General features: G+C 47.1%; 18 protein-coding genes. All 18 read right to left on the reverse strand.

The annotated features are described in order from the left end of the window. Positions 1–87: 87 nt before the first annotated feature. A complete protein-coding gene (locus A3GI_RS0100960) occupies positions 88–759 on the reverse strand; it encodes a carbohydrate-binding family 9-like protein (protein ID WP_018359606.1) in 672 nt (223 codons plus the stop codon). Positions 760–787: 28 nt separating this feature from the next. Beyond that, entirely contained in the window at positions 788–1,429 is a 642-nt protein-coding gene (locus A3GI_RS0100965; protein WP_018359607.1) for a LysE family translocator, read from the reverse strand. A 46-nt stretch (positions 1,430–1,475) separates the two neighbouring features. After that, positions 1,476–3,860, reverse strand: a complete 2,385-nt coding sequence (locus A3GI_RS0100970; protein ID WP_115087283.1) for a trypsin-like serine peptidase — start codon at positions 3,858–3,860, stop codon at positions 1,476–1,478. Positions 3,861–4,185: 325 nt separating this feature from the next. Beyond that, entirely contained in the window at positions 4,186–4,938 is a 753-nt protein-coding gene (locus A3GI_RS0100980) for an SDR family NAD(P)-dependent oxidoreductase (RefSeq protein WP_018359610.1), read from the reverse strand. Continuing rightward, positions 4,928–6,091, reverse strand: coding sequence for a 4-phosphoerythronate dehydrogenase (locus A3GI_RS0100985; RefSeq protein ID WP_018359611.1), 1,164 nt, complete (start codon positions 6,089–6,091; stop codon positions 4,928–4,930). Before A3GI_RS0100985 ends, A3GI_RS0100980 begins: the two co-directional genes overlap by 11 nt. A gap of 100 nt (positions 6,092–6,191) precedes the next feature. Beyond that, a complete protein-coding gene (locus A3GI_RS10205; protein ID WP_018359612.1) occupies positions 6,192–6,524 on the reverse strand; it encodes a DUF3467 domain-containing protein in 333 nt (110 codons plus the stop codon). A gap of 87 nt (positions 6,525–6,611) precedes the next feature. Then, positions 6,612–7,517: a Ppx/GppA phosphatase family protein gene (locus A3GI_RS0100995; RefSeq protein ID WP_026215839.1), complete on the reverse strand. Its 906-nt coding sequence runs from the start codon at positions 7,515–7,517 to the stop codon at positions 6,612–6,614. Then, entirely contained in the window at positions 7,510–9,582 is a 2,073-nt protein-coding gene (locus A3GI_RS0101000) for an RNA degradosome polyphosphate kinase (protein ID WP_018359614.1), read from the reverse strand. Before A3GI_RS0101000 ends, A3GI_RS0100995 begins: the two co-directional genes overlap by 8 nt. Before the next feature lie 292 nt (positions 9,583–9,874). Further along, positions 9,875–10,744, reverse strand: coding sequence for a KPN_02809 family neutral zinc metallopeptidase (ypfJ, locus tag A3GI_RS0101010; RefSeq protein WP_018359615.1), 870 nt, complete (start codon positions 10,742–10,744; stop codon positions 9,875–9,877). A gap of 64 nt (positions 10,745–10,808) precedes the next feature. Beyond that, entirely contained in the window at positions 10,809–11,831 is a 1,023-nt protein-coding gene (locus A3GI_RS0101015; RefSeq protein ID WP_018359616.1) for an NAD-dependent epimerase/dehydratase family protein, read from the reverse strand. Between the two features lie 14 nt (positions 11,832–11,845). Then, on the reverse strand, positions 11,846–12,721 hold the full coding sequence (locus A3GI_RS0101020; RefSeq protein ID WP_018359617.1) for an MlaD family protein: 876 nt from the start codon (positions 12,719–12,721) through the stop codon (positions 11,846–11,848). 21 nt (positions 12,722–12,742) lie between these two features. Next, the gene (locus A3GI_RS0101025) at positions 12,743–13,960 is read right to left on the reverse strand and encodes an N-acetylmuramoyl-L-alanine amidase family protein (protein WP_018359618.1); all 1,218 of its coding nucleotides are present in this window, start codon (positions 13,958–13,960) and stop codon (positions 12,743–12,745) included. Between the two features lie 568 nt (positions 13,961–14,528). After that, the gene (locus A3GI_RS0101035; RefSeq protein WP_025079362.1) at positions 14,529–15,170 is read right to left on the reverse strand and encodes a fumarylacetoacetate hydrolase family protein; all 642 of its coding nucleotides are present in this window, start codon (positions 15,168–15,170) and stop codon (positions 14,529–14,531) included. A 27-nt stretch (positions 15,171–15,197) separates the two neighbouring features. Further along, complete coding sequence (locus A3GI_RS0101040) at positions 15,198–15,881, reverse strand: redox-sensing transcriptional repressor Rex (protein ID WP_018359622.1); 684 nt, start codon at positions 15,879–15,881, stop codon at positions 15,198–15,200. Between the two features lie 117 nt (positions 15,882–15,998). Next, positions 15,999–16,754 carry a succinate dehydrogenase/fumarate reductase iron-sulfur subunit gene (locus tag A3GI_RS0101050; RefSeq protein WP_018359624.1) on the reverse strand — a complete coding sequence of 252 codons (756 nt, stop codon included), beginning with the start codon at positions 16,752–16,754 and terminating at the stop codon, positions 15,999–16,001. Between the two features lie 21 nt (positions 16,755–16,775). Continuing rightward, positions 16,776–18,719, reverse strand: a complete 1,944-nt coding sequence (locus tag A3GI_RS0101055) for a fumarate reductase/succinate dehydrogenase flavoprotein subunit (protein WP_018359625.1) — start codon at positions 18,717–18,719, stop codon at positions 16,776–16,778. A 63-nt stretch (positions 18,720–18,782) separates the two neighbouring features. After that, a complete protein-coding gene (locus A3GI_RS0101060) occupies positions 18,783–19,475 on the reverse strand; it encodes a succinate dehydrogenase cytochrome b subunit (protein WP_018359626.1) in 693 nt (230 codons plus the stop codon). Positions 19,476–20,139: 664 nt separating this feature from the next. Further along, entirely contained in the window at positions 20,140–22,266 is a 2,127-nt protein-coding gene (locus A3GI_RS0101080; protein WP_018359629.1) for a M3 family metallopeptidase, read from the reverse strand. Positions 22,267–22,511: the final 245 nt, after the last annotated feature.

Below are 22,511 nucleotides of genomic sequence, written 5' to 3' on the forward strand. Positions count from 1 at the left end.
GAGCAGGTTAGAGTTAGGCCTACAAATATAAGTCATACAAATTACAATCGCTATTTTTCAGAAAAGAAGATGGCCGGTTATGGGGTGTCAGTTGCTTTTGCCCTTTCTTTTCTTCAGTTTCAAGGAACCGAAAAATTTCGGACAATGGAAGTTCGGTTCAGGCAAATCGACAGGAGACCAACTCAGATAGTGAGGATATTCGGTGCCATCGGCACATTTGTAAAAGTTTGCACGTAATCGGCGCGGAGTAATTCCTTGCGGATACCCCATCGTTTGCCATGGTATCGATACCGACAGTTCCCAAAAAACAGGCCCTTCCTGCTCTTCGATTTTTTGTCCTGCAAGTTTTGTGTGGCGTTTTATTTGGGCAAACTCTTCCGGCGTAAATTTGACGCTTGCCGTGTCGTTCATGTGATGGGCGGCGTAGCAGATACCGGCAGCGTTAAACTCGAAGTTTATATAGTCTGTCCCTTCGAATGGTTGCATAAAGAACTCCACACAGCTGTCTTCGTGCACGTAGCATCCGTCTTTTTCAGCCAGTGTGCGGAGCGTCATTTCCCGTACCACAAAGTGTAAATATAAGGCTTGCGGGCTATATGCCAGAGATACGGCCGTTAAGGGTTGGTAAGGAAACTGTTTTTTCCAGTTTCGTTTTTTGATGAAAAGTCTTTTCCCTGCGGTTTCTAATTTTTTACCCAGTCGAGTGAGATCTTCCAGTTCGCAATCCTCAAAAAAAGGAATTGTTGTTTTTTTTGCCATTGATTAGAATGTGTGTAAAAAAGGGAACTCAAATCATTCCTAAAACGCTGGTCAAAAGGCCGATGATACCGACGATTGAAAAGATCAGCGCAGTAATGCGGTTTATCCAGTGTATACCCGATATGCTGATGTGGTTGCGCAACTTGCCTATTCCCCAAGTGAAAAGAGTCCACCAGATCAGGCCGCCCGCAGCTATGCCCAGCATGCCGAGTATGATATGGAGCAGTGTGTTCGGTCCGTCGTATACGAAATTGAACCGCGAGTACAGTGCCAGAAAGAAAAAAACAATCAGAGGATTGGATATGGTTACTGCAAAAGCTCCGGCTATCTTGTGCCAGCCGGTTTGCTCGTCCAGTTTCTTTTCCTTGTTCGGATTGACTACTTTTTTCACAGGTGTGCGATACAGATGAATACTGAAACCGATAATCAGAATACTGCCCAGAATACGTATGATAGAGTCGTTTTTCTCGATGAAATTAAGCACCAGGCCTACACCCAGATATGAAATGATACCGTAAATCGTATCGCTGATGGAGGCGCCTATCCCCATCAGAAATCCGTCTTTTCTTCCCCGATGAAGCGTATCTCTAAGTATGAGTATGCCCACCGGCCCCATAGGGGCGGCTACTAACATACCGATGAGGATGCCGATGAGGAAATCAAATAACATGATTATCTTTCTGTTTTAATGGTGGTAACAGTTTGTGCCGTGGTAGCTAAAAAACAAGTGAAACCTTTTCTGTATACGACTTCTCTTTGAACACTACACGTGCCACATAAACGCCCGGAGGCACAATGCCGCCAAGGTCTAAATACGTTCTCAGACTTGTTAAATTCCGGTTGATCACACGCATACCGCTCATGTGGTACAGTTCGACCGTTCCCAAAGCTTTTAAGTGATTCATTTGTGCAGTGTCTGTGATGGTTATGACCAAACGGTGCCCATCGCTTTGGATCAGTACCGGTTCCTTCGTTGCCGGCTCCGGCTGATTATCGCTGACGGGGTGGATCGGCTGGGTTACTACATCTATCCAGTAGCTTCCGGAGTACGGATCGGTATCTTGATCGGCCATTAGCCATTTACCGTCTGCTTTTAAGTGAAGAGCATTGTGGCGTGTGCTCATGCCGTTGGGGAGTCTCATCGGAGCGATGCCCAAGGGTTGGCCTTTCCTGGCGGAAGCCAGACTCACCCGATACGTTCCTCCGCCGGGAAGGTCGTAGCCTGAGCCTTTGTCCGTTATTACAGGAACAAACCATTCGATCGTATCTTTGTGAACGAAACGTACGAAATCCTTGAAATCGTCGTCTTTTTTGTCGTATGCGTTGTATCCCGGCTGCCCCAATAATATATTGAAGAGCTCTTTTGCCTCTGTTCCCTTTGCATCCGAAGCCAATGCCAATACCGTTTTCGGATAATTGTTTTCATAAAAATCTTTTGTGGGTGCCATTACGAAATAGAAGCCGAGTACCCGGCTGTTGGCGGGAATATCGATGAGATTGCCGACACCCTCCGGCCGATTGGTCTTCGGGGTGCTTTCGATTATCGTTCCGTAAATATTTTTGATAATATGACTGTGGCGTTGTACCGGATGTTTGGCCAGAGGGTCGTAGCCCGGGCATTGAGCGGTACCGCTGTTTACCGGGTCTAACCAGGGGCCTAAAATCATATCTTGCGAGCCTGCATCGGCCGAAGGAGACCACGTTGTGGCGATGGCATAGTAGGCATCGTTTGACGGAGAATTACAAGTGGAGCTGCCCCCTGTAAGTGCTCCGATGATAAGCCCGTCTTTGTCGTAAAGAGGAGATCCGCTGCTTCCCCCGGCGGTCGTGCCCAAATCCCATCTGTCGATAAGCCAGTGATGTCCGAACCAGGAAATGGTGCCGGCGGAGAAGTTCCCTAACCGGAGTTTGTCATCTGTTTGATTGTAACGTTTGAGGTTGGACATGGGGTGATGTATTCCCATAAAGGTCCCTTGAGGTGTGAGGCTTCTGTTCCAACCGCTAAAGTATGCATTATAATAGGCCGGTATTGTTCCCGGCTTTTGCGATGAAGCTCCCGGAAGCCCTGTTATACGCAGCAGGCATAAGTCCGAACTTTCATTAAAAGCGATGATCTCCGAACCGCTCAGCGAAAGTTCTTCGGTGGCACGGATGCTCATCTCCGGAACCGGACTTTGGAAGCCGAAGAAGAATACGGTACTTCGTGCGGATGCGTCACGGAAAGCTTTGTCGTTGGGGTGTGAAAAACTGCCGTTCAGACAGTGGGAAGCTGTGAGCACATAGGGCGTGCCGTCATTTTTCGTGTTGTTGATGAGAGCGCCGGTGCAGACCGAGTTTCCATTTACGATCATCAGGACCACGCTGCGAGCCTGGTTTTTAACCTTGGGAAAAGCCGCTACGTTCGGTGCACAGGTAAGCTGTCTCCAGCCTGTGTTGTACCAGGGTTCTCCCTGAAAATGGGAGGATTCCGTTTGCCTTAAATTTTTGTAGATAACTCCGATTCCTTTGTAGTCATGATAGATTTCTGTGACGGTAAAAGGAATATCCCGGACCGAGGCATTTGTTTTTTGTGCCGGGAAGTTGTACTCTATGGTTATTGCATCTCCTTCGAGTGGAGCTGTATTGAGCGTTTTGTAGGGATTGTTATGTTCGTCGGTAAAGGCTCCTCGCACCTGTCCTTTATCGTTGTAGAGAAAAACTTTTCCTCCTTCGGGGATGAAAAAATTTTCCAGCCTTAGTCCTAAGCTGTGGGCTCCGGAACTGTGAATACGAAGCCGCCAGTATGTCTCCCCGTCCGGAGTACGATAGATAGCTCCGGCATTATGACCTGTCAGATTTACCTTTCGCGTTACGGCAAAAGGGAAAACCCGCATGTTCGGTTTGTTGTATGTTTCTTCCAGAGCCACGATCGCGGCTTCGTTTACCGGAGGCAATTTGAATGTTTCCCTTTGAATGCCGCTTGCGCGTACTTCCGCTCCGGATACCGAGTATGACAGAGGTGCTCCTCCGAGAGAAAACTGTCCGCTGGCGGATATGCTGTGGAGGAGTATGATGCAGAGAAAACAGCTCAGATAATTGAGACGCATTCGTTGTATATTCATAAAGCCTCTAAAACTCAAACGTTTAATGCCTGTGTCAGGTTTTGTTTTACTTATTTAATATTTAATTATCCGTGTAACTACACGTGTAGTCGATACACTCTTAAATACAAAGGTACTTTTTTACTTGCTGTTTTACAAAGACGTAATTTTTCATTTCGAGTATGAGGTTTCTTTTGCCGATACATTTCCGTACGGAAGGATATTCTTTATATATGAGCAATGGATGGGAGGAGTTGAAAAAACAGGCGCAGAATGTGGAATCTCTGCGCCTGAAGAAGTTAAAATCCGGGCCAACTTGAAGAAACTCTCACGAAAGAGTTTCAACCTAAGGCTTGACCGGTAATTTTTCCCAAATACAGCCGGGGATAAGCGACCAGCCGAGAACCAAGGCGGCGTAGCGTCTGTCGATGGTGATGCACCGGCGTCCGTTTTCGATGGCGTGTATCATGCGTCGTGCCACCTGTCCTGCATCCATAAGCATGGGGAAACGCCTGTTTTTCAGCAGAGGGGTGTCTACAAAACCCGGTCTGATGTCGGTGATCCTCACACGGCTGTGTCTGATAGCCGATTGCTGGCTCAGGGCTTGCAGATATTTTTGCTGGAAAGCCTTGGTTGCGGAGTAAGCCGGTATGGCACCCAGACCGCGAGTTGCGGCAATTGAAGTAATCACGGCCAAACGACCTCCTCTGTGTGCTGCCATATAGTTATAGGCGGCAGTAATCATCCGCACGAATCCTTCACCGTTGACAGCCATTGTTTTCAATTCCAACTCCGGAATGAGTTCTGTGTTTACCCAGCCTATGCCGGCCGTATGCAGGTAAACATCCATTCCTCCGATCTTTTTGATCAGAAGATGGAGGGCATCCGGAGCGTGTGAGCTGGTTACGTCGATGTGTTGGGTATGCACACGGTTGGGAGCTAATTCTTTGAGCTCATTCAACGCCTCTTCGTTTCGTCCTGCCAACCCCAAGATGGTGTAGGGTCTGAAACGTATCAGGTAGCGTGCTGCTTCCATGCCTATACCGGAAGTGGCGCCCATGATAATGATGCGTTGTGCTCTGGGGTGTCTAATTCTCATGTTGTTCCTGTGTTGTTGTTTCACTTGGAGCAACTTCTACCTTGAAATCCAATGCCGCAAACTGTTTTTCCAGTTCGAGAGGCACTCCTTTCACGATAAAAGCGCTCATCTCTCTTGGAAAGTTATAATTTTTTCGTTGATCTTCAAACGTTTCGTAACGTTGACGAAGGGTACGGTCTGTGGCTATGGGATCGAATGTGGCCAACAATGCCCTTTCTATCAGATAGCTGTGGTCGTATGAAAGATCGATGACGGAGTTGATGGGAACTCCCGGACGCATCGTTTCCGGATAACCTTGGGTATCGATGGAGAAATATTTGCACACGGCAGCCAGAGCCATACGGCTTCCGTTGGCTTTGCCGTCTGCGCTGAATCCGGCAATGTGCGGAGTGGCTATGTCGCTCAGACGAAGCAGATCTTCATTGATGTCGGGTTCGCCTTCCCAGCAGTCCGTGATCAGAGAACTCACCAGTCCCCGGCGTTTGGCTGCCAGTAAAGCTTCGGTATCGGTAACGGCTCCCCTGCATGCATTGATAATGATCGGTTTGCGGGCACACTGCTCCAAAAAATCCGTTCCGATCATGTGGTAGGTGGGGTGTGTGCTCTCTTCCGGTTTCGTTAGCGGCACATGAAATGTTATGATGTCGGCCTGTCCTGCTATTTCCTCCAACCCGATGAACCCCTCAGGTCCTTCCTGAAGAGCTCTGGGAGGATCGCAGAGCAAAATCCGATAACCCATGGCTTCGGCCAGGCGTTTAACCTGCTTGCCCACATGACCTACACCCACGATGCCCAATGTCTGTTGGCCGGGTTTCCGCCCGTTGCGCATATTTAACCTTGCCAGACAACACATGACATATTGTGCCACGGACAGAGCATTGCATCCGGGAGCATTAGCCCAGGCGATGCCGTTTTGTTCGCAATACCGGGTATCTATATGGTCGAAACCGGCAGTGGCCGTGGCAATCATTTTCACTTTACTTCCTTTCAACAGTTCGGGAGTACATTTGACAATGCTGCGTATGATCAGAGCATCTGCATCCGCGATACTTTCGGGAGTGAACTCGGTGTGGTCGAGGTAAGTGACTTGTGCAAACCGTTCAACTACTCCTGCGATGTAGGGTAGAGAACGTTCTATGATGATATGGATCATTTTTGTATGTGGCTGTGCCGTTTAGAGGTGATTGATTTTCAAAATAAGGATTAGGGTTCGATAAACCGGTTAAAATGCAGTGATGCGCCAAGTCTGTTTGTCAGGCTTCACCTTTAAGATGTTTTGAAAATTGGAACTCTGCTCCGTCGCCTTTGTTGGTGCTCATTTCGGGCAGATGGATTTCGCCGAAGTTTTGCTCGTAATCCTCGATATTTTTCAGTAGCAGATGAGCCAAACGCTTAACATTGTCCGGAGACATTACGATGCGGCTTTTTACACGACTTTGTTGCTGATGAGGGAGCAGACGGATAAAGTCCAGGATAAACTCGCTCTGTGAGTGCATAACTATGGCCAGGTTGCTGTAAACACCTTCTACAAGACTGTCATCCAAATTAATGCTTACACTGTCTTTGTTTTCTTTATCTTCTTCCATTTCTATAGCCTGTTATGGTGTGTAAATTTTTTTCAAAGATAGTCAAACCCGTTAAAAAGAGGAATCGGGAAAAACGGCTCATATTTTTTAGTCCTTCTTTTTATCCTTCAGATAAATAGAGTCTATGATGCCATCGGCCAATCCCGAAATCGGAACCAGCACCCCCGGGGCCTTGAGATGATCCACGATACTGATGAAGATATCGGCTGCCGGTATGATGACGTCTGCCCGGTCGGGTTTGAGATTGTAGCGAGCCATTCTTTGCCGGGTGGTATATCTTTTCAGATCTTCGGTTATACTGTGCAGTTTTTCTGCCGGCAGCAGGTTTATCTGCCCCGTGCACCGGTCGGGAGCAGCCAGCCGGATGAGTTTGTTGATGTTGCCTCCTGTTCCGATGATGTTTACCTCCGGGTATTTTGCCGATACTTTTTCCAAAAATTGGATAAACGCTTCTTTTTCTGCAGGATTAACCATGCCGCTAAGGAGACGCACCGTGCCGATATTGAAGGATTTTGACCATTCGAGTTGTCCCTCCGATACCAGATTCAACTCTGTGCTGCCCCCTCCTACGTCTACATATAGAAAATGACCGCCCCGGGCCGTAATCTTTTCCACCCGGTCGTCGGAAAGCAGTCTGGCTTCTTCCTCACCGTCGATGATCTCGATGGCAATGCCGGTCTTTTCGCGGATTTCTTCCACCAGTTTTTTCCCGTTGCTTGAGTCACGCATGGCGGATGTGGCACAAGCTCTGTATTCTTTCACATCGTAAATACTCATGATCTCTTTGTAGGCTTTCATCAGACTGATCAGCTGTTTCGATTTTTTCTTGCTGATTTTTCCTTTGGTGAAAGCATCGCCGCCCAATCGTAAAGGAACGCGTAGCAGTTGCACTTTGCTCAGAGGCTCCACAGCGTCCGGTTCGTTGACGCTTTTGATAAGCAGGCGTACTGCGTTCGAACCGATGTCTATGGCAGCGTAGTTGACTTTATCCATGATTATGTTTTTGTTGTTTTTTTCGGTAAAATTCATAAAGAGCCGTTTGTGAACGGAAGAGAGGCTTCGGTGCGGTCATTCGTTTAGGATCTCCGTTGTTGGTGTTTACCCAGTGTCCCTGACTGGTATCGTCCAGCCCTGCCTGTACGATGTTTTTAAGTTCTTTTTTCAAATCTTTATCGTAAACGGGAGTTACCACTTCGATACGTCGATCCAAATTGCGAGCCATCCAGTCTGCCGAACCGATGAATATACGTTCGTCGCCTCCATTGCAGAAGATATAGATGCGAGAGTGTTCCAGATAACGGTCTATGATGGCATTGATGCGGATGTTATCGCTCACTCCAGGTACTCCCGGTACCACCGAGCAGTTGCCCCTCACACAGAGATCTATTTGCACGCCGGCCTGTGATGCACGGTAGAGCTTGGCCACCATCTTTTCATCTACGATGTGGTTTGTTTTGATTTTGATGTATGCGGGTTTGCCCTCCTGACTGTTTTTGATTTCACGAGTGATGAGCATGTTGAATTTTTTGCGCATTTCGTTGGGTGATACGATGAGTTCCTTGAAGTGCACGTTCATGAACGGTTTCTCGATAAAATCGAAAACTTTGCTCACTTCGGATGTGATATTTTTATTTGCCGTCATCAGCATATAGTCTGTATAGACGTTCGCCGTACCTTCGTGCAGATTGCCGGTGCCGATGCAGGCAATATCGCCGTGTACGGTGGTAATATGGATAAGTTTGGAGTGTATTTTTAATTTTTCCGGTCCGAAGACCACGTTGATTCCGGCTTCTTTCATTTTATGACTCCAGGAGATATTGCTCGCTTCGTCGAAGCGTGCCAGCAACTCTACCACAGCTGTGATATGTTTTCCGTTCTGTGCCGCCGCAATGAGCGCCTTGATGATTTTGGAGTTTTTGGCTACCCTGTACAATGAGATTTTAATTGCTTTTACATCTTTGCTGATAGCAGCCTCGCGCAATACTCTGACCAGATGCTCGAAGTTGTAATAGGGAAAATGCAACCCTTGATCTTTATGCAGTATTTGGGACAGAATGCTGTCCGAATATTGCAGTTTGTCGAAGATCAGCGGTGGTTGCGGTGCGAATTTGAGCTGCGAACGTCCGCAGTCGGGAAAGCTCATCAAGTCACGCATATTGTGGTAACGTCCGCCCGGCACAAGGGTATCCTCTTTTACCAATGCGGCAGCCTCATACAGTTTATGTTGGATGCTTCGAGGCATGGAGGCATCGTAAACCATCCGAATTGCTTCGCCGCGCTTGCGTTTTTGCAGACCGGCACTGATTTTTTCCAGTACACTGCTGTGCAGATCGCGGTCGAATTCCATTTCGGCGTCTTTGGTAAACTTGAAAGTGTAGGCCTCATAGTAGGTGTAGTCCAGTCCGGTGAAGATGTACGGCAGGCAGTAGCGTATCACATCATCCAAAAACATGATGTAGCTTTCGCCGTCTTCATCCGGAAGGCGGATAAAGCGTCCGACTTCTTTTACCGGTATTTCGATGATGGCCGTCTCTCTGTTTTTCATCTTGCTCAACGATTTTCCATTGGTCAGTTCTACTGCCAGGTAAAGCGTTTCTTTGAAATTCTTTGGGGAGAATGAAATTTTTTCCAAAAAGATCGGATTCGTACTGCCGTTCAGGTTGGCTGTATAGAAAGCCAGCACCTGCTCCCTCTGCTGTGGAGTCAACTGTTGTTCGTTGATAATGTGAATATGTTCTTTTTCCAGCTCCTGTTTCAGTTGGGAGAAGGTGTGTTCGAATATCTTGGAATATTCGGCATTGAGTTTTGTGATGGTTTTGAGGGTCTGTTCGGTGCGGGTTTTGGTTCCTTTCGGCAGATCTTTCCCGTTATACTCCATGATACGGCGCAAGGAGGCTACACGAACGCGAAAAAACTCGTCCAGGTTATTTGAGTAGATTCCTAAATAATTAAGCTTTTCGAGTAGCGGCACATCTATTCGGCCGGCTTCCAGCAATATGCGTTTGTTGAAATACATCCAACTCTCATCTCGCTCGACGTAGGGAAACTTCTTGCTCATTATCTTCTTGTGTTTTGGATGTTAGTACTTAAAAACTTTTTAAGAAGACCACAGCGTGGTTTCTATAAAGAGTATACTCTTGTAAGGTATAAAAAATATTGTGGTTCCGAAAGATGTGTGTTTCAGGGCTCTTTTTATGGAATGTGCGGCCGATCATTGCTTTTGATTCTGCCTGTGGCTTCTTGCTTTGCGCTCAGAGGTGGCATTTTGCGGATTTCATCCATGCTTCCGGCTTTTTTATTTTATGAACAAGGAGAGCCGGAAGGGGCTCCCCTTTTGCCATTTGGTATAATCAGTTTAATGAGGGATCATTGAAGGTATCGCCCTGACGGAAGTCGCCGGTCAGAAATCCTTTCTTGAACCATGTCATCCGTTGAGCCGATGTGCCGTGTGTAAAGGTATCGGGGGCTGCCCTTCCGTTGGCTGCTTTTTGCAGCGTGTCGTCACCGATTGCATTGGCTGCGTTGAGGGCTTCTTCCAAATCTCCCTCTTCCAATTCTATGATGCCCATTTTTTGTGCATAGTGTGCCCAAAGCCCGGCGAAGAAATCGGCTTGCAACTCTACTTTTACATTCAGTTTGTTGTATTCTTTTTGACTGATTTTTCCGCGCTGGCTATGGAATGCGTCCAGAATACCCAACAGCTTTTGCACATGATGTCCCACCTCGTGAGCCGTAACGTATGCCATGGCCAGATCTCCCGGAGCTTTGAAACGTTCGGATAGCTCCTTAAAGAAGGAAAGATCTATGTATACTTTTATATCCGCCGGACAGTAAAACGGCCCCATCTGTGCCATTGCCCCGCCGCATCCCGAGTGAGTCTGGTCGGTGTAAACCACCAAAGTCGGTTTCTCATAGTTTTTGTTTAACTGTTTGTTGAAAATATCTGTCCAGACATCGTTACAACTGTTAAAGACGTTGAGTGTGAAATCTTTCCACTCTTCATATTCATGCGCACGACCGGGGTCTATGGTTTCTTCTTTGGCACGGTCGCCCATGGCCGTATTGGCTATTTCCAGCAGTTTGCCCGGGTCTTGCCCTAAAAAGAGAGCCAATAATAAAACGATGATACCTCCGATACCGCCCAAAACATTCTTGGAACTGACACGACCTCTGCGGTCATCGAAATTTCCGGTATCGTTATTTTTCTTAATCCATTTCATAGCTGTCAAAAATTAGAAAGGTAAAAAATTACCGGATCATCGATACTCCGATATACCTCCGGTGTTACAAAAGACCTTTTTCTTTAGCGTAGTTTATTGTTTCTTTAAGTCCGCTGCGCAGGTCATACTTGGGGGTAAAACCCAGCTCGAAGAGCGGGGTGGCGTCACAGAGCCAGTTTCGCTGGCTCAAAATGGTATACTTGTCTTTGTTCAGAGGAGAGAGGCGGCCTGTCAAACGTCCCCACCATTCTCCTATCTGGCAGGCTATCCGCACAATACCGAGCGGACAGCGAAGATGCAGTACATGTTTTTTTTGCAGCAGTTCCTGTGCCAGTTTGCCATACTCGATATCCGTATAGCTGTTGCCGTCGCTGATTATATAGCTTTTGCCCTGTGCCTCAGGTTGCTCGAGCAGGAAAAGCGCAGCCCTCGCCACATCTCCGGCATGGATGAATGTCAGTAACTGAGGTTTGGGGCCGGTGATGAAATCAAAACCTTTGGCGATGGCTTGCAGGCTCAGAAGATAGTCCCGGTCTCCGGGACCGTAGACCCCTGTGGGCTGTAGTATGATATAGGGCAAGCCACTGTCGGTAACCTCACGTTCGGAAAGCAGTTTGCTTTTGCCGTAAGCATTCGCCGGTTTTTGCTGTTGGCTGCTTTTGAGCGGCTCATACGCTCCCGCAGGGGGGCCATAGCTCCCCATACTGCTCATCAGGAGGAAAAGCTCCGGCGGAACAGCAGCTGCAGCCAGTCCGCGTGCAAAGCGTCCTGTCTGTTCGGCATTGATGCGAACAAATTCTTTAGCATCTTTAGCCTTGGTGATCCCCGCATTGTGTATCACATAGTGCCATGCGGGTTCTCCGGCGGTTGGTGCCGTTTCGTTGGCAAGCCTGGCAACAGCTTTTTCCGAACGGTAATCTATTTCTATGAAATGTAATCCCGGCTGTGTCAAACGTGAGCGGTTACTGTTTTTTCTAACCGCAACCCATACTTCGTATCCCCGTTTGTATGCTTCTTCCGCCAAATAGCCGCCGATAAAACCGCTGGCTCCGGTAATTAGAACTCTTTTCGTGGTGGCATTGAGCATACAACAACGATTTTTTAGAAAACAGAGAAGTGTACGTAACGATTAGGATTTTTCTTAATATCGCTAAGCAGGCTGTCTGCGCTGTTTACCATGGCATTCAATCGATCGTACAACCCCGGATCGTTGAGCAGTTTACCCGCTGTGCCTTTGGTATCCTTAAGCTGCTCCGTAACCAACCGGAGATTGTTCGTTGTCTCTTCTATGTTTTTGATTAAAACCTTAATATCGGAGTTCTGAATGTCGTTCGTAATTTTAATGGCATTGTCGGACACCTGCTCGATATTTGCAATGACCGGCGGAAGGCGTTCTCCGGTCACACGCAATGCCTTGGCCAGCTCTTCAATTTGTTTCGTTGTGTTACGTATGTATCCTACAGCTTCAGCAATGTCGGGATTGTTCACTTGCCTGTTCACACCGCGAACCATCGAGTCTATATGCGGCATCAGGCTGTCGATCATGGGTAAAATCTTTTCCTGTGCAATAGACATCAGATCTGTTTGCATGTTGATCGCCTCCAATTCACCTCTCGATTCTAAATACTCCGGGCTTTTGCCCATTTCAATGATAAGATCGGCTCCGCTGAGCGGATTGAGTTTGATGCGTACTTTGGAGTCTTTGGGCAATTTGACTTTCTTGTTGATACTGAGTTCTACTTTTATTCCTCTGTTATTTTCGAAGTCGAAATCCATTTTACGAACCACACCCACTTTATATCCTTCGATCAGGATGGGGGTGGATACGGTAAGCCCGTTGACTTTACTGAAAGTCGTATAGTAGGGGGTTTCTGAACTGAAGATATTAATCCCTTTCAGAAATTTGATACCAAAAAAGAGCAATCCCAACGCCACCAGCGTGAGAATCCCGATTTTAAGCGTGTTGATGTTTCTCATCGTGCTTTTTATTAATTAGGACTATAGATTGTAGATTTCTTGTGTTCGTTTCCCACTTTTATAAACAACAATAAAAGCTTTAGGATGTTTCTTTCTGATTTGCCTGCAAAGTTGCTTGGCCTCTTTCAGAGAACCGGTGTCTCCTGCCATATAGCGGTAAATCGATTGTCCCTGATCGCGGGTTATTTTCTGCCGGATACCTGAAAACTCTTTGCTGTTTATGGGGATTTTCTTTTTGGATGCCATAAACTGCACTCGGTAGCGGGTGCCTTTTTCCGGAACCTGTTCTTTTTTTATTTCCTTTTCTGGCGTCTTTTTAGATGTCTTTACGGTTGGCTCTGCGGCTTCATCCTCTTCCTGATTGTCGATCGTTTGTTCCGGTGCTTCTTCGCGAGGTGTTTCCTGCTCTTCGACCGCAGTCTCCCCGGCGACCTGCTTGCCCTCTTTGTTCATGAACCGTGAGTAATACCTGGAAAAAGCATTGGCTATATCCCCTGCCGCTTCACGCTGGCCTTTTTCTGAACCGAGGTACCTCGCTTCTTCTTTGTTGGAGAGAAAACCCAGCTCTATCAATACGCTTGGCATGGCACTGTAAACCTGCACCCAAAAAACATTTTGCCTGACACCGCGGCTGGGACGCTTGTTGCCAAAATTGTTTTCGATACTTTCTGCCAGATAGATACTTTGGTCCAAAAATCTGTTCTGAATCATACTGAACATGATGTAGCTTTCGCTGCTTGTCGGATCAAATCCGCGATAGGTGGTTTTATAATCTTCTTCCAGCAGCATTGCCTTGTTTTCTTTCATGGCTACGCCGAGGTTCTGATTGAATTTTTCCAGCCCCAGCACGTATGTTTCCGATCCGCGTGCCGATCGGGAGCCGGCACTGTTGCAGTGAATACTCATAAAAACATCGCCTTTATTGTCGTTGGCGAAGTTGCACCGCTGCTGCAGACCGATAAAACGGTCTGTGCTACGGGTGAAAAGCACACGGACGTCGGGATGTCGCTGTTCGATCATTTTACCCGCCATCGTTCCCACTTTCAGTACCACATCTTTTTCCCTCAGCCCGTTGCTGATGGCTCCGGGGTCATGCCCCCCGTGTCCGGGGTCGAGGATCAGCGTATATTTTTTCGATGTTTTTCTTTGGGCGTTTGCTTTGTTTGCCCGTATGCCGAGGATACCGGACAGGCATAAAACGGCTAAGAAAAAACGAATAAATATTCTATTGTATAGCATCGGTTAATGGCAAGTTTGCTTAATTAGACAAATGTAGTAAATCTTCGTTATTCCCTGTATGAAAACGTCCGGTGTATATTTCTCTTTAACAGTCTCTTTTGCCGAGATATGTTTTCCGGTAACGGGAGAGACGTCTTTTTCTCATAAATAAAAGTGTCTAAGCATTAAATTCAGGATAAAGAAAAGCTTGACGTGTACTGATGTGTGTGTGACGTGTACTGAAAAAAGGAGTGACGTGTACTGACGTTGACGTGTACTGAAAAATTCTCTGCCTGATGGTTGAAAATTCTTCAGGCAAAGAAAAAAAATCCAAGTTAACTTCGTTGAAAATCCATTGCGCTACGGATTTTTATCCGTTGGCTGAAGAATTTTGAACCATCAGGCAGAGCCTCTCATCATAAAACTATAGACCACAACAAAAGACCCCTAAAAAGACAGAAGAAAAGGGAAAATATACAAAGAGAAAAGACGTTGCAGAAAGAGCGTTTTCTCTATTTGGATAACGGTTTTGCAAAACCTTTCGGCAATGTAAAAAGATGCCTATTGGAGAAAGGATATAAACAGCGTTTTATTTGATATCGAGATCCAGAAGACGATGCTCTCCCAAATAGCCGGTCAGATGTTGGCCGATGTGTACGGGGCCTACCCCGGCAGGAGTGCCGGTAAAAATCATATCGCCTGTCTTGAGCATAAAGAATCTGCTGGCGTAACTCACCAAACGGTCTATACTGAAAATCATATCGCGTGTATTGCCCTCCTGCACTGTCCGGTTATCGATGTCGAGACGAAAAGGCAGTTCCTGCAGATCGTATTCGAGAGCATCCTTATCCATCCAGTCTCCCAAAGCTGCGCTGCCGTCAAAAGTTTTGGCAAGTGTCCATGGTAAGCCTTTGGCCACTAATTTCTGCTGTAAATCACGGGCTGTAAAATCTATCCCGATCGTTACCTCTTTATAGTACCTGTGGGCAAATCGCTCTGCAATATATTTACCCACGCGGCTGATGCGCACGACTACTTCGGCTTCGTAGTCGAACCGGTCTGCAAAATCGGGTATGAAGAAAGGAAAACCGGTACGCAGTGGCGTATCTCCCTTGGTGAAAAGAACCGGTTCTTCACCCTCGGTATCTACAGTGGATGAAGTATGACCGATAATCGGAGTAATCTCACGGGTATGGGCCGGATAATTCATCCCCACACAGATTATTTTCATAAGAGAACGGAGTGCAATTTGTGCGGATCAGTGGGTATGCAAACCGCATTTCATACGGTTGAACATCAATGCCAGATGGGCATACATCGAAGTGTTTTGAACCACCACACCTTCAGGAACGGAAATACGATACGGCGTAAAGTTCCAGATGGCATAGATGCCGCACTCGATGAGCTGATCCGTTACGGCTTGTGCTGTCTGGATAGGAACGGTAAGGATACCGATATGGACCTCGGGATGAAGTTCGGCTTGCTCCGCAAGATCGTCCATCGAGAAAATAGGAATTTCATCTATCCGGGTACCGATTACCTGGCTATTCACATCAAAGCCCGCCACAATCTCCAGGCCGAACTGTCTTAGACCGCGATCCTCCAGCAAAGCAGCTCCGAGGTTACCGACTCCGAAGAGAAAAGCTCTGTGATTTTCAGTAAAACCGAGAAAATTCTCCAAAACTTCCACCATCTCTTCCGTCCGGTAGCCGATACGGGTACGGCCCTTAAGGTTTACATACGAAAGATCTTTTGCCACCAAAGAGCTGTCTACGCCTACGCCCTGCGCAATCTGTGTGGATGACACACTGTTTTGCCCCTCGGCCAAAAGCAGTTTGGCATAAGACAGATACCATGGAAGTCTGCGGAGCGAAGGTTCCGGTATCATACATTGATTTTGTTTGCACCCTTTTTCTCCATTGGGTTTCTTTTTTGCAGGCATACGGAAAGATTTTTACGTGAAAATTATCAACGGTGCCATGCCCGGCAAAGACAAAAGCACATTAAAAAATCCCCCGCATACAGGCGGTACACGGGGGATAATTGTTTATTTATACTGTTAGTCGCAAAATTTGGCCGCAATAAACTCTCTGTTCAATCGGGCAATATTGCTCACAGAGATATTTTTTGGGCATTCCAGTTCGCATGCACGAGTATTCGTACAGTTACCGAAGCCCAGTTCGTCCATCTTGGCAACCATGGCTTTGGCGCGTCTTGCAGCCTCCACACGTCCTTGCGGCAGCAGAGCCAACTGGCTTACCTTGGCTGAAACGAAGAGCATGGCCGATCCGTTCTTGCAGGCTGCAGCACACGCACCACAGCCGATACAGGCCGCAGCATCCATGGCAGCCTCGGCCTTGTGGCGAGGCACGGGGATGGAGTTGGCATCGGGCGTACCTCCCGTATTCACAGAGACGAAACCTCCGGCCTGAATAATCTTGTCGTAAGCGGTGCGGTCTACCATCAAGTCACGGATGATAGGGAAACCGGCCGAACGCCACGGCTCGATGGTGATCGTATCGCCATCGTTGAAGTGACGCATATGCAACTGGCAGGTTGTGATACCGGTGTCGGGGCCGTGGGGGTGTCCGTCGATATAGAGCGAACACATACCGCAGATACCTTCACGACAGTCGTGGTCATAAACCACGGGATCTTTGCCTTCGTTGATCAACTGCTCGTTCAGGATGTCGATCATCTCCAGGAAAGAAGCGCTTTGCGAAACCTCTTTGAGCTCATAGACTTCAAAGTGGCCTTTTTCTTTGGCGCTCTTTTGACGCCAAACTTTAACCTTGATATTTATATTTTGGTCCATTGCTTTTCAGATAATTAGTGATTAATTCTTATAGTTACGCTGTTTGCGCTCTGTTTCTTCATAGATCAAAGGCTCCTTGTACATGATCGGATCCTGATCTTCACCCTGGTATGCCCAGCAGGACACATAAGAGAAGTTTTCATCATCACGCTTGGCTTCGCCCTCTTCGCTCTGATGTTCCAAACGGAAGTGACCGCCACAGCTTTCTTCACGATCCAGAGCATCGTGAGCCATCAATTCGCCGATTTCGATAAAGTCGGCCAAACGCAGCGCTTTCTCCAGCTCGATATTCAAATCGTCGGCACGGCCGGGAATATGTACTTCTTTCCAGAACGTTTTTTTCAGCTCTTTGAGTTTCTCGATACCTTTTTTCAGACCTTCGGCATCGCGACCCATACCTACGTAATCCCACATAATGTGACCGAGTTCTTTGTGGATACTGTCCACAGAACGGTGTCCCTGAACGGTCATGAGGTGCCGGATACGGTCGTTGATATGCTTCTCCGCTTCGTCGAACTCCGGACGGTCTGTGCTGAAACGGGGCACCTGAATTTGGTCGGAGAGGTAATTCTGAATGGTGTAAGGCAATACGAAGTAACCGTCGGCCAGACCCTGCATGAGAGCCGAAGCACCGAGGCGGTTAGCACCGTGATCCGAGAAGTTGGCCTCGCCGATGGCAAAGAGTCCCGGAACCGTGGTTTGCAGCTCGTAATCCACCCAAATACCACCCATGGTATAGTGAATAGCCGGATAAATCATCATCGGCGTTTGGTACGGATTATCATTGGTGATTTTCTCGTACATCTGGAAGAGGTTGCCGTAACGAGCCTCTACCACATCTTTACCCAAACGTCTGATGGCATCGTCGAAATCGAGGAATACGGCCAAACCGGTGTTGTTGACCCCATAGCCGGCATCGCAGCGCTCTTTGGCGGCACGGCTGGCTACGTCACGGGGCACGAGATTACCGAAAGCCGGATAGCGACGTTCCAGATAATAGTCACGGTCTTCTTCGGGAATCTGGTGACCTTTGATTTCTCCGCTTTGCAGGCGTTTGGCATCTTCCAGTTTCTTTGGCACCCAGATACGTCCGTCATTTCTCAAAGATTCGGACATCAGGGTCAGTTTGGACTGATAATCGCCGTGCATCGGGATACAGGTGGGATGTATCTGTGCCATACAGGGGTTTCCGAAGTATGCACCTTTCTTATAGCACTGCCAGGCGGCCGATCCGTTACAAGCCATAGCGTTGGTGGAAAGGAAGAATGCGTTTCCGTATCCGCCGGTGGCGATAACGACGGCATGAGCGGCAAAACGCTCGAGTTTACCTGTAATCAGATTGCGTGCGATGATGCCGCGTGCGCGTCCGTCGATAATCACGAGGTCTACCATTTCATAACGGGTATAGAGCTTTACAGCACCTTTACCCACCTGACGGCTCAGAGCGGAGTAGGCACCCAGAAGAAGCTGCTGCCCCGTCTGACCGCGGGCATAGAATGTACGCGATACTTGAGCGCCGCCGAAAGAGCGGTTGGCCAGTGTACCGCCGTATTCGCGGGCAAAAGGAACACCCTGTGCCACGCACTGGTCTATAATTTCGTTGGCAACTTCTGCCAGACGGTACACGTTCGCTTCACGTGCACGGTAATCGCCTCCCTTGATGGTGTCGTAGAAGAGGCGGTAAACAGAGTCGCCGTCGTTTTGGTAATTCTTAGCAGCATTGATACCTCCCTGTGCGGCAATGGAGTGTGCACGGCGAGGAGAGTCCTGAATGCAGAAGTTCATAACGTTGAAACCCAACTCACCCAGAGAGGCTGCAGCCGAAGCTCCGGCCAAACCGGTACCCACTACGATAATATCTAATCGACGCTTGTTGGCAGGGTTAACCAACTTTTGATTGTTTTTATAATTCGTCCACTTTTGGGCTAAAGGCCCGGCAGGGATTTTAGAATCTATTTGGCTCATAATATTGAATGTTCTCTTGAGGTTAATACTTACCGATTACAGATGGCAAGCCATCTTTGCAGGTTAATATACGGGGCCGTTGTAAATGAAACCGAAATAAACAGCCACAATAACAAAGTTGAGCACCAATATGGTGGCAAGCACGATACCGATTACTTTGAGACGTTTGTACCAAATGGCGTTGTTCCAGCCGATGGTCTGAAAAGCGCTCCAGAAACCGTGAGTAAGGTGGAACCACAATGCCACCAGCCAAACCAGATAAATGCAGGTGTAAACGGGATTGGCAAAAACTTCAACAATTTTATTAAAGCCCAGAGCGGCTTCCTTTCCCATCCATTCTTTGAGCTGCATATCTGCAAAGAAGTTGTACAAGTGAAGCACCAATACGCCTAAGACAATAACACCCAGAACAAACATATTTTGAGAGTTCCATGGGATAGGAGTTTTTGAACTTACTCCATATCTGTCGTTACCGCGCGCTTTACGGTTTTGAAGGGTCAGAATCGTAGCATATATAATATGTACAATAAAACCCAAAGCCAGAACAGGTACCATAATCTGAACAAGCAGGTTGGTACTCATGAATTCGGCAATCTGGTTGAAAAGATGCGTTGTCAGTTGACCGTTCTCGACGTGCAGCGCATCATACACTGCCATCAGGTTAAGCGAGCCGTGCAGTGCAAGAAAGATAAAAAGGAACAGCCCCGAAATACTCATCAGGAATTTCCTTCCAATCGAAGATTTGTTAAGCCACATAAGATAGTTTGTATTAAATGAATAGAATTATTATCCTTCTAAGTGATTTTTAATAAAAAAATTAAACAGTACAGATTTCTTGTCGCTCACCGGCCGGATTTCCCGAAACCGGAGTTGAAAGCTGCAAAAAAACATGTCTGTTTTGTACTAAAACTTCTTCGTTTACGCAAAGATAGTCCAATAAAGCAGAAACAAAAGCATATTAAGGAAAAAAAATGATAATTCATTCATTTTACTTCTTTCTTCAGACTAAAAATCCATATATATATGACTTTAATATCTGTTTTTTCCTGCTTTCCGAAATCTTTCTGCCACGACAAATAAAAAGACGGTGTGTCATCATGCGGAAAATGTCTGCGTTGCTTGCGACATCCGGCTTCGGTTACGTACTTCAGTACGCTCCCTTGAGCCTTAGTCTTAGCACCTTGTACTTTAAGGATTCCGATGCACCTAAAAGGGGCTGTGTCAAAACTCCATTCTCCCTAAATCAATTATCATTTGTAAAGAACAATCGCTATCAAAGAGCTGAAAACTCAATGATAGCGATTGTTTTATTTGATTAGAAAGGGTGGTAACTCTCAATATGAAAGGGAACTTCTCCCAATTCCATGTTTTGACACCCCCCCCCTGTGCTATGGTTGGTCTCTGTTTGCAGCAGAGGTTTCTATTTAATGATACCGCGACCGCGCAACAGACTGTTTACATCGGGTTTATCCTTGCCGGTAAATTCCTTGAAGGCTTCGTTGAAGTCGCGGGTGTTACCGATAGAAAGCAGGTACTTGCGAAGTTTATCTCCGTTTTCACGGGTCAATGCACCATTTTCGGTAAACCAGATATAAGTATCCTGATCCATCACTTCACTCCACAAATAAGCGTAGTATCCGGCAGAATATCCGTTGCTCCAGATGTGACGGAAATATGAACTGCGATAGCGAGGTGGCACCTGACGGTTCAAAAGACCGGCTTTTTTCAGCGTTTCTTCTTCGAAGGCGGTTACGTCCTGCACTTTCTTATCCTCTGCTGTCAGTTTATGCCAACCCATATCTAAAGTAACGGCGGCCATATTCTCACCCAACGAATATGAGGAAAGGAATGTCAGAGACTCCATAAATTTGGTTTTCAGCTCGGCAGGCATTGGCTCTCCGGTGCTGTAATGTTTTGCATAGTTGTCGAAAATTTCGGGATAAGAAGCCCAGTGTTCATGGAATTGCGAAGGCATTTCAACAAAGTCGCGCGCAACATTGGTACCTGAGAGCATCGGATACTTTTGATTGGCAAAAAGTCCATGCAACGCGTGTCCGAACTCATGGAATATAGTCGTTACATGATCCCATGAAACCAGTGCAGGTTGCCCTTCTGTAGGTTTTTCTATGTTCATGACGTTATAGATAACGGGACGGGTGTTAAGCAGATGGCTTTGCTCGACCCAGTTACCCATCCAGGCACCGCCGCTTTTGGTGTCGCGACGATAGTAGTCGGTATAGAAGATCGCCATTTTGGAACCATCGGCATCAAACACGTCATAAACATGAATATCGGTCTGATAACCGGGCAGATCGGTACGCTCCTTAAAGGTCAATCCGTACAGCTTGTTGGCCATGTAGAAGATGCCGTTCTTGACTACGCTGTCGAGTACGAAGTATTCGCTGATGGTTTTTTCGTCGATACCGAATTTCTCAGCACGCAATTTCTCTGCATAATAATCCCAGTCCCAGGCTTCCAGTTGGAAATCGGCACCGGCAGTCTTGCGGGCGTAGGCTTCGAGCATGGCGGCGTCTTCGGCTATACGGGGTGTATAGTTTTTCACCAAGCCGCTGATAAACTCATCTACACGTTCAGGAGTTTTAGCTACCTGATCCTGCAGTTTCCACTCGGCAAAGTTCTTGAAGCCCAGCAGTTTTGCTTTTTGCACTCTGAGTTCGGCCATGCGGGTAATCAGATTGCCTGTATCGTATTGTCCGTGGTCTGTACGATGCAGGGAGGCTTCGAGCACTTCCTTGCGCAATTCCCGATCATCCAGTTTTGTCAGGATGGGTTGCTGTGTCGTATTGGTAATACCCAGTTTGTACATACCGCTTTTGCCATCGGCTTCTGCAGCCTTTCCGGCCGAAACGATTTCTTCTTCGGTCATCCCTTTCAGGCGATCTTTATTATCGACATAGATAGAAGCCGCCTTGGTTGCATCGGTCAGCATGTTGCCGAATTTTGTGCTCAGTTCGGCCAGTTCGGTGTTGATGCCCTTTAGCGTTTCTTTGTCCTGTTCATTCAGCAAAGCACCGCTTTGCACGAATTTATCGTAGTAAACCTGCAGTAGCTTGGCTTCTTCTCCGCTCAAATTCTTATACTCGTTATCATAAACGGTCTTAACACGCTGGAAGAGCTTGTCGTTCATGAAGATACCATCGCTGTGAGCCGAAAGTTTGGCTGAGATTTTCTCTTCTACTTCTCTTCTCTCATCTGTGCCATCGGCACCGGTGAGACCGAAGAATACAGCCGAGGTGCGGGTCAGCAACTGGCCGGTTTTCTCCATAGCCTCGATGGTATTCGCAAAGGAGGGGGCTTCGGAGTTTTTGATAATGGCCTCGATCTCCTCATTTTGCTGCTTCATGCCCTCTTCGAAAGCAGGCATAAAATGTTCGATCTTAATCTTGGAAAAATCAGGAGCCTGAAACTCCAGAGTGCTGGCCGTCATCAACGGATTGTCGGTCTGGTCGGCAGCCTTTTTCTTCTGACCGCCGTTGCAAGCAGTAAGCATAATTAAAGCACTTAAAGAAAGCAATACTTTTTTCATGAGACTCTTATGTTTGATTGGTAATTAAATTTTCGGGATAATGTAAAACAAATTGAACGCATAAGAACAAAGATAATAATTTTCCGACCTTTCCTTAGAGATGAAAACACTTTTTCCCGGTAAAACATTCGGAATGGCCATTTTGCAGATCTTATTTCTCGTGTTTCGTATGTCAAATAACTTCATACGCTGTTTTGAAAGAAACCAGTCATTCCTCTGTATATAGTATATAAAGGAACATAGAA

This window comes from Porphyromonas macacae DSM 20710 = JCM 13914 (genome assembly GCF_000379945.1).
Classification (GTDB): domain Bacteria; phylum Bacteroidota; class Bacteroidia; order Bacteroidales; family Porphyromonadaceae; genus Porphyromonas; species Porphyromonas macacae.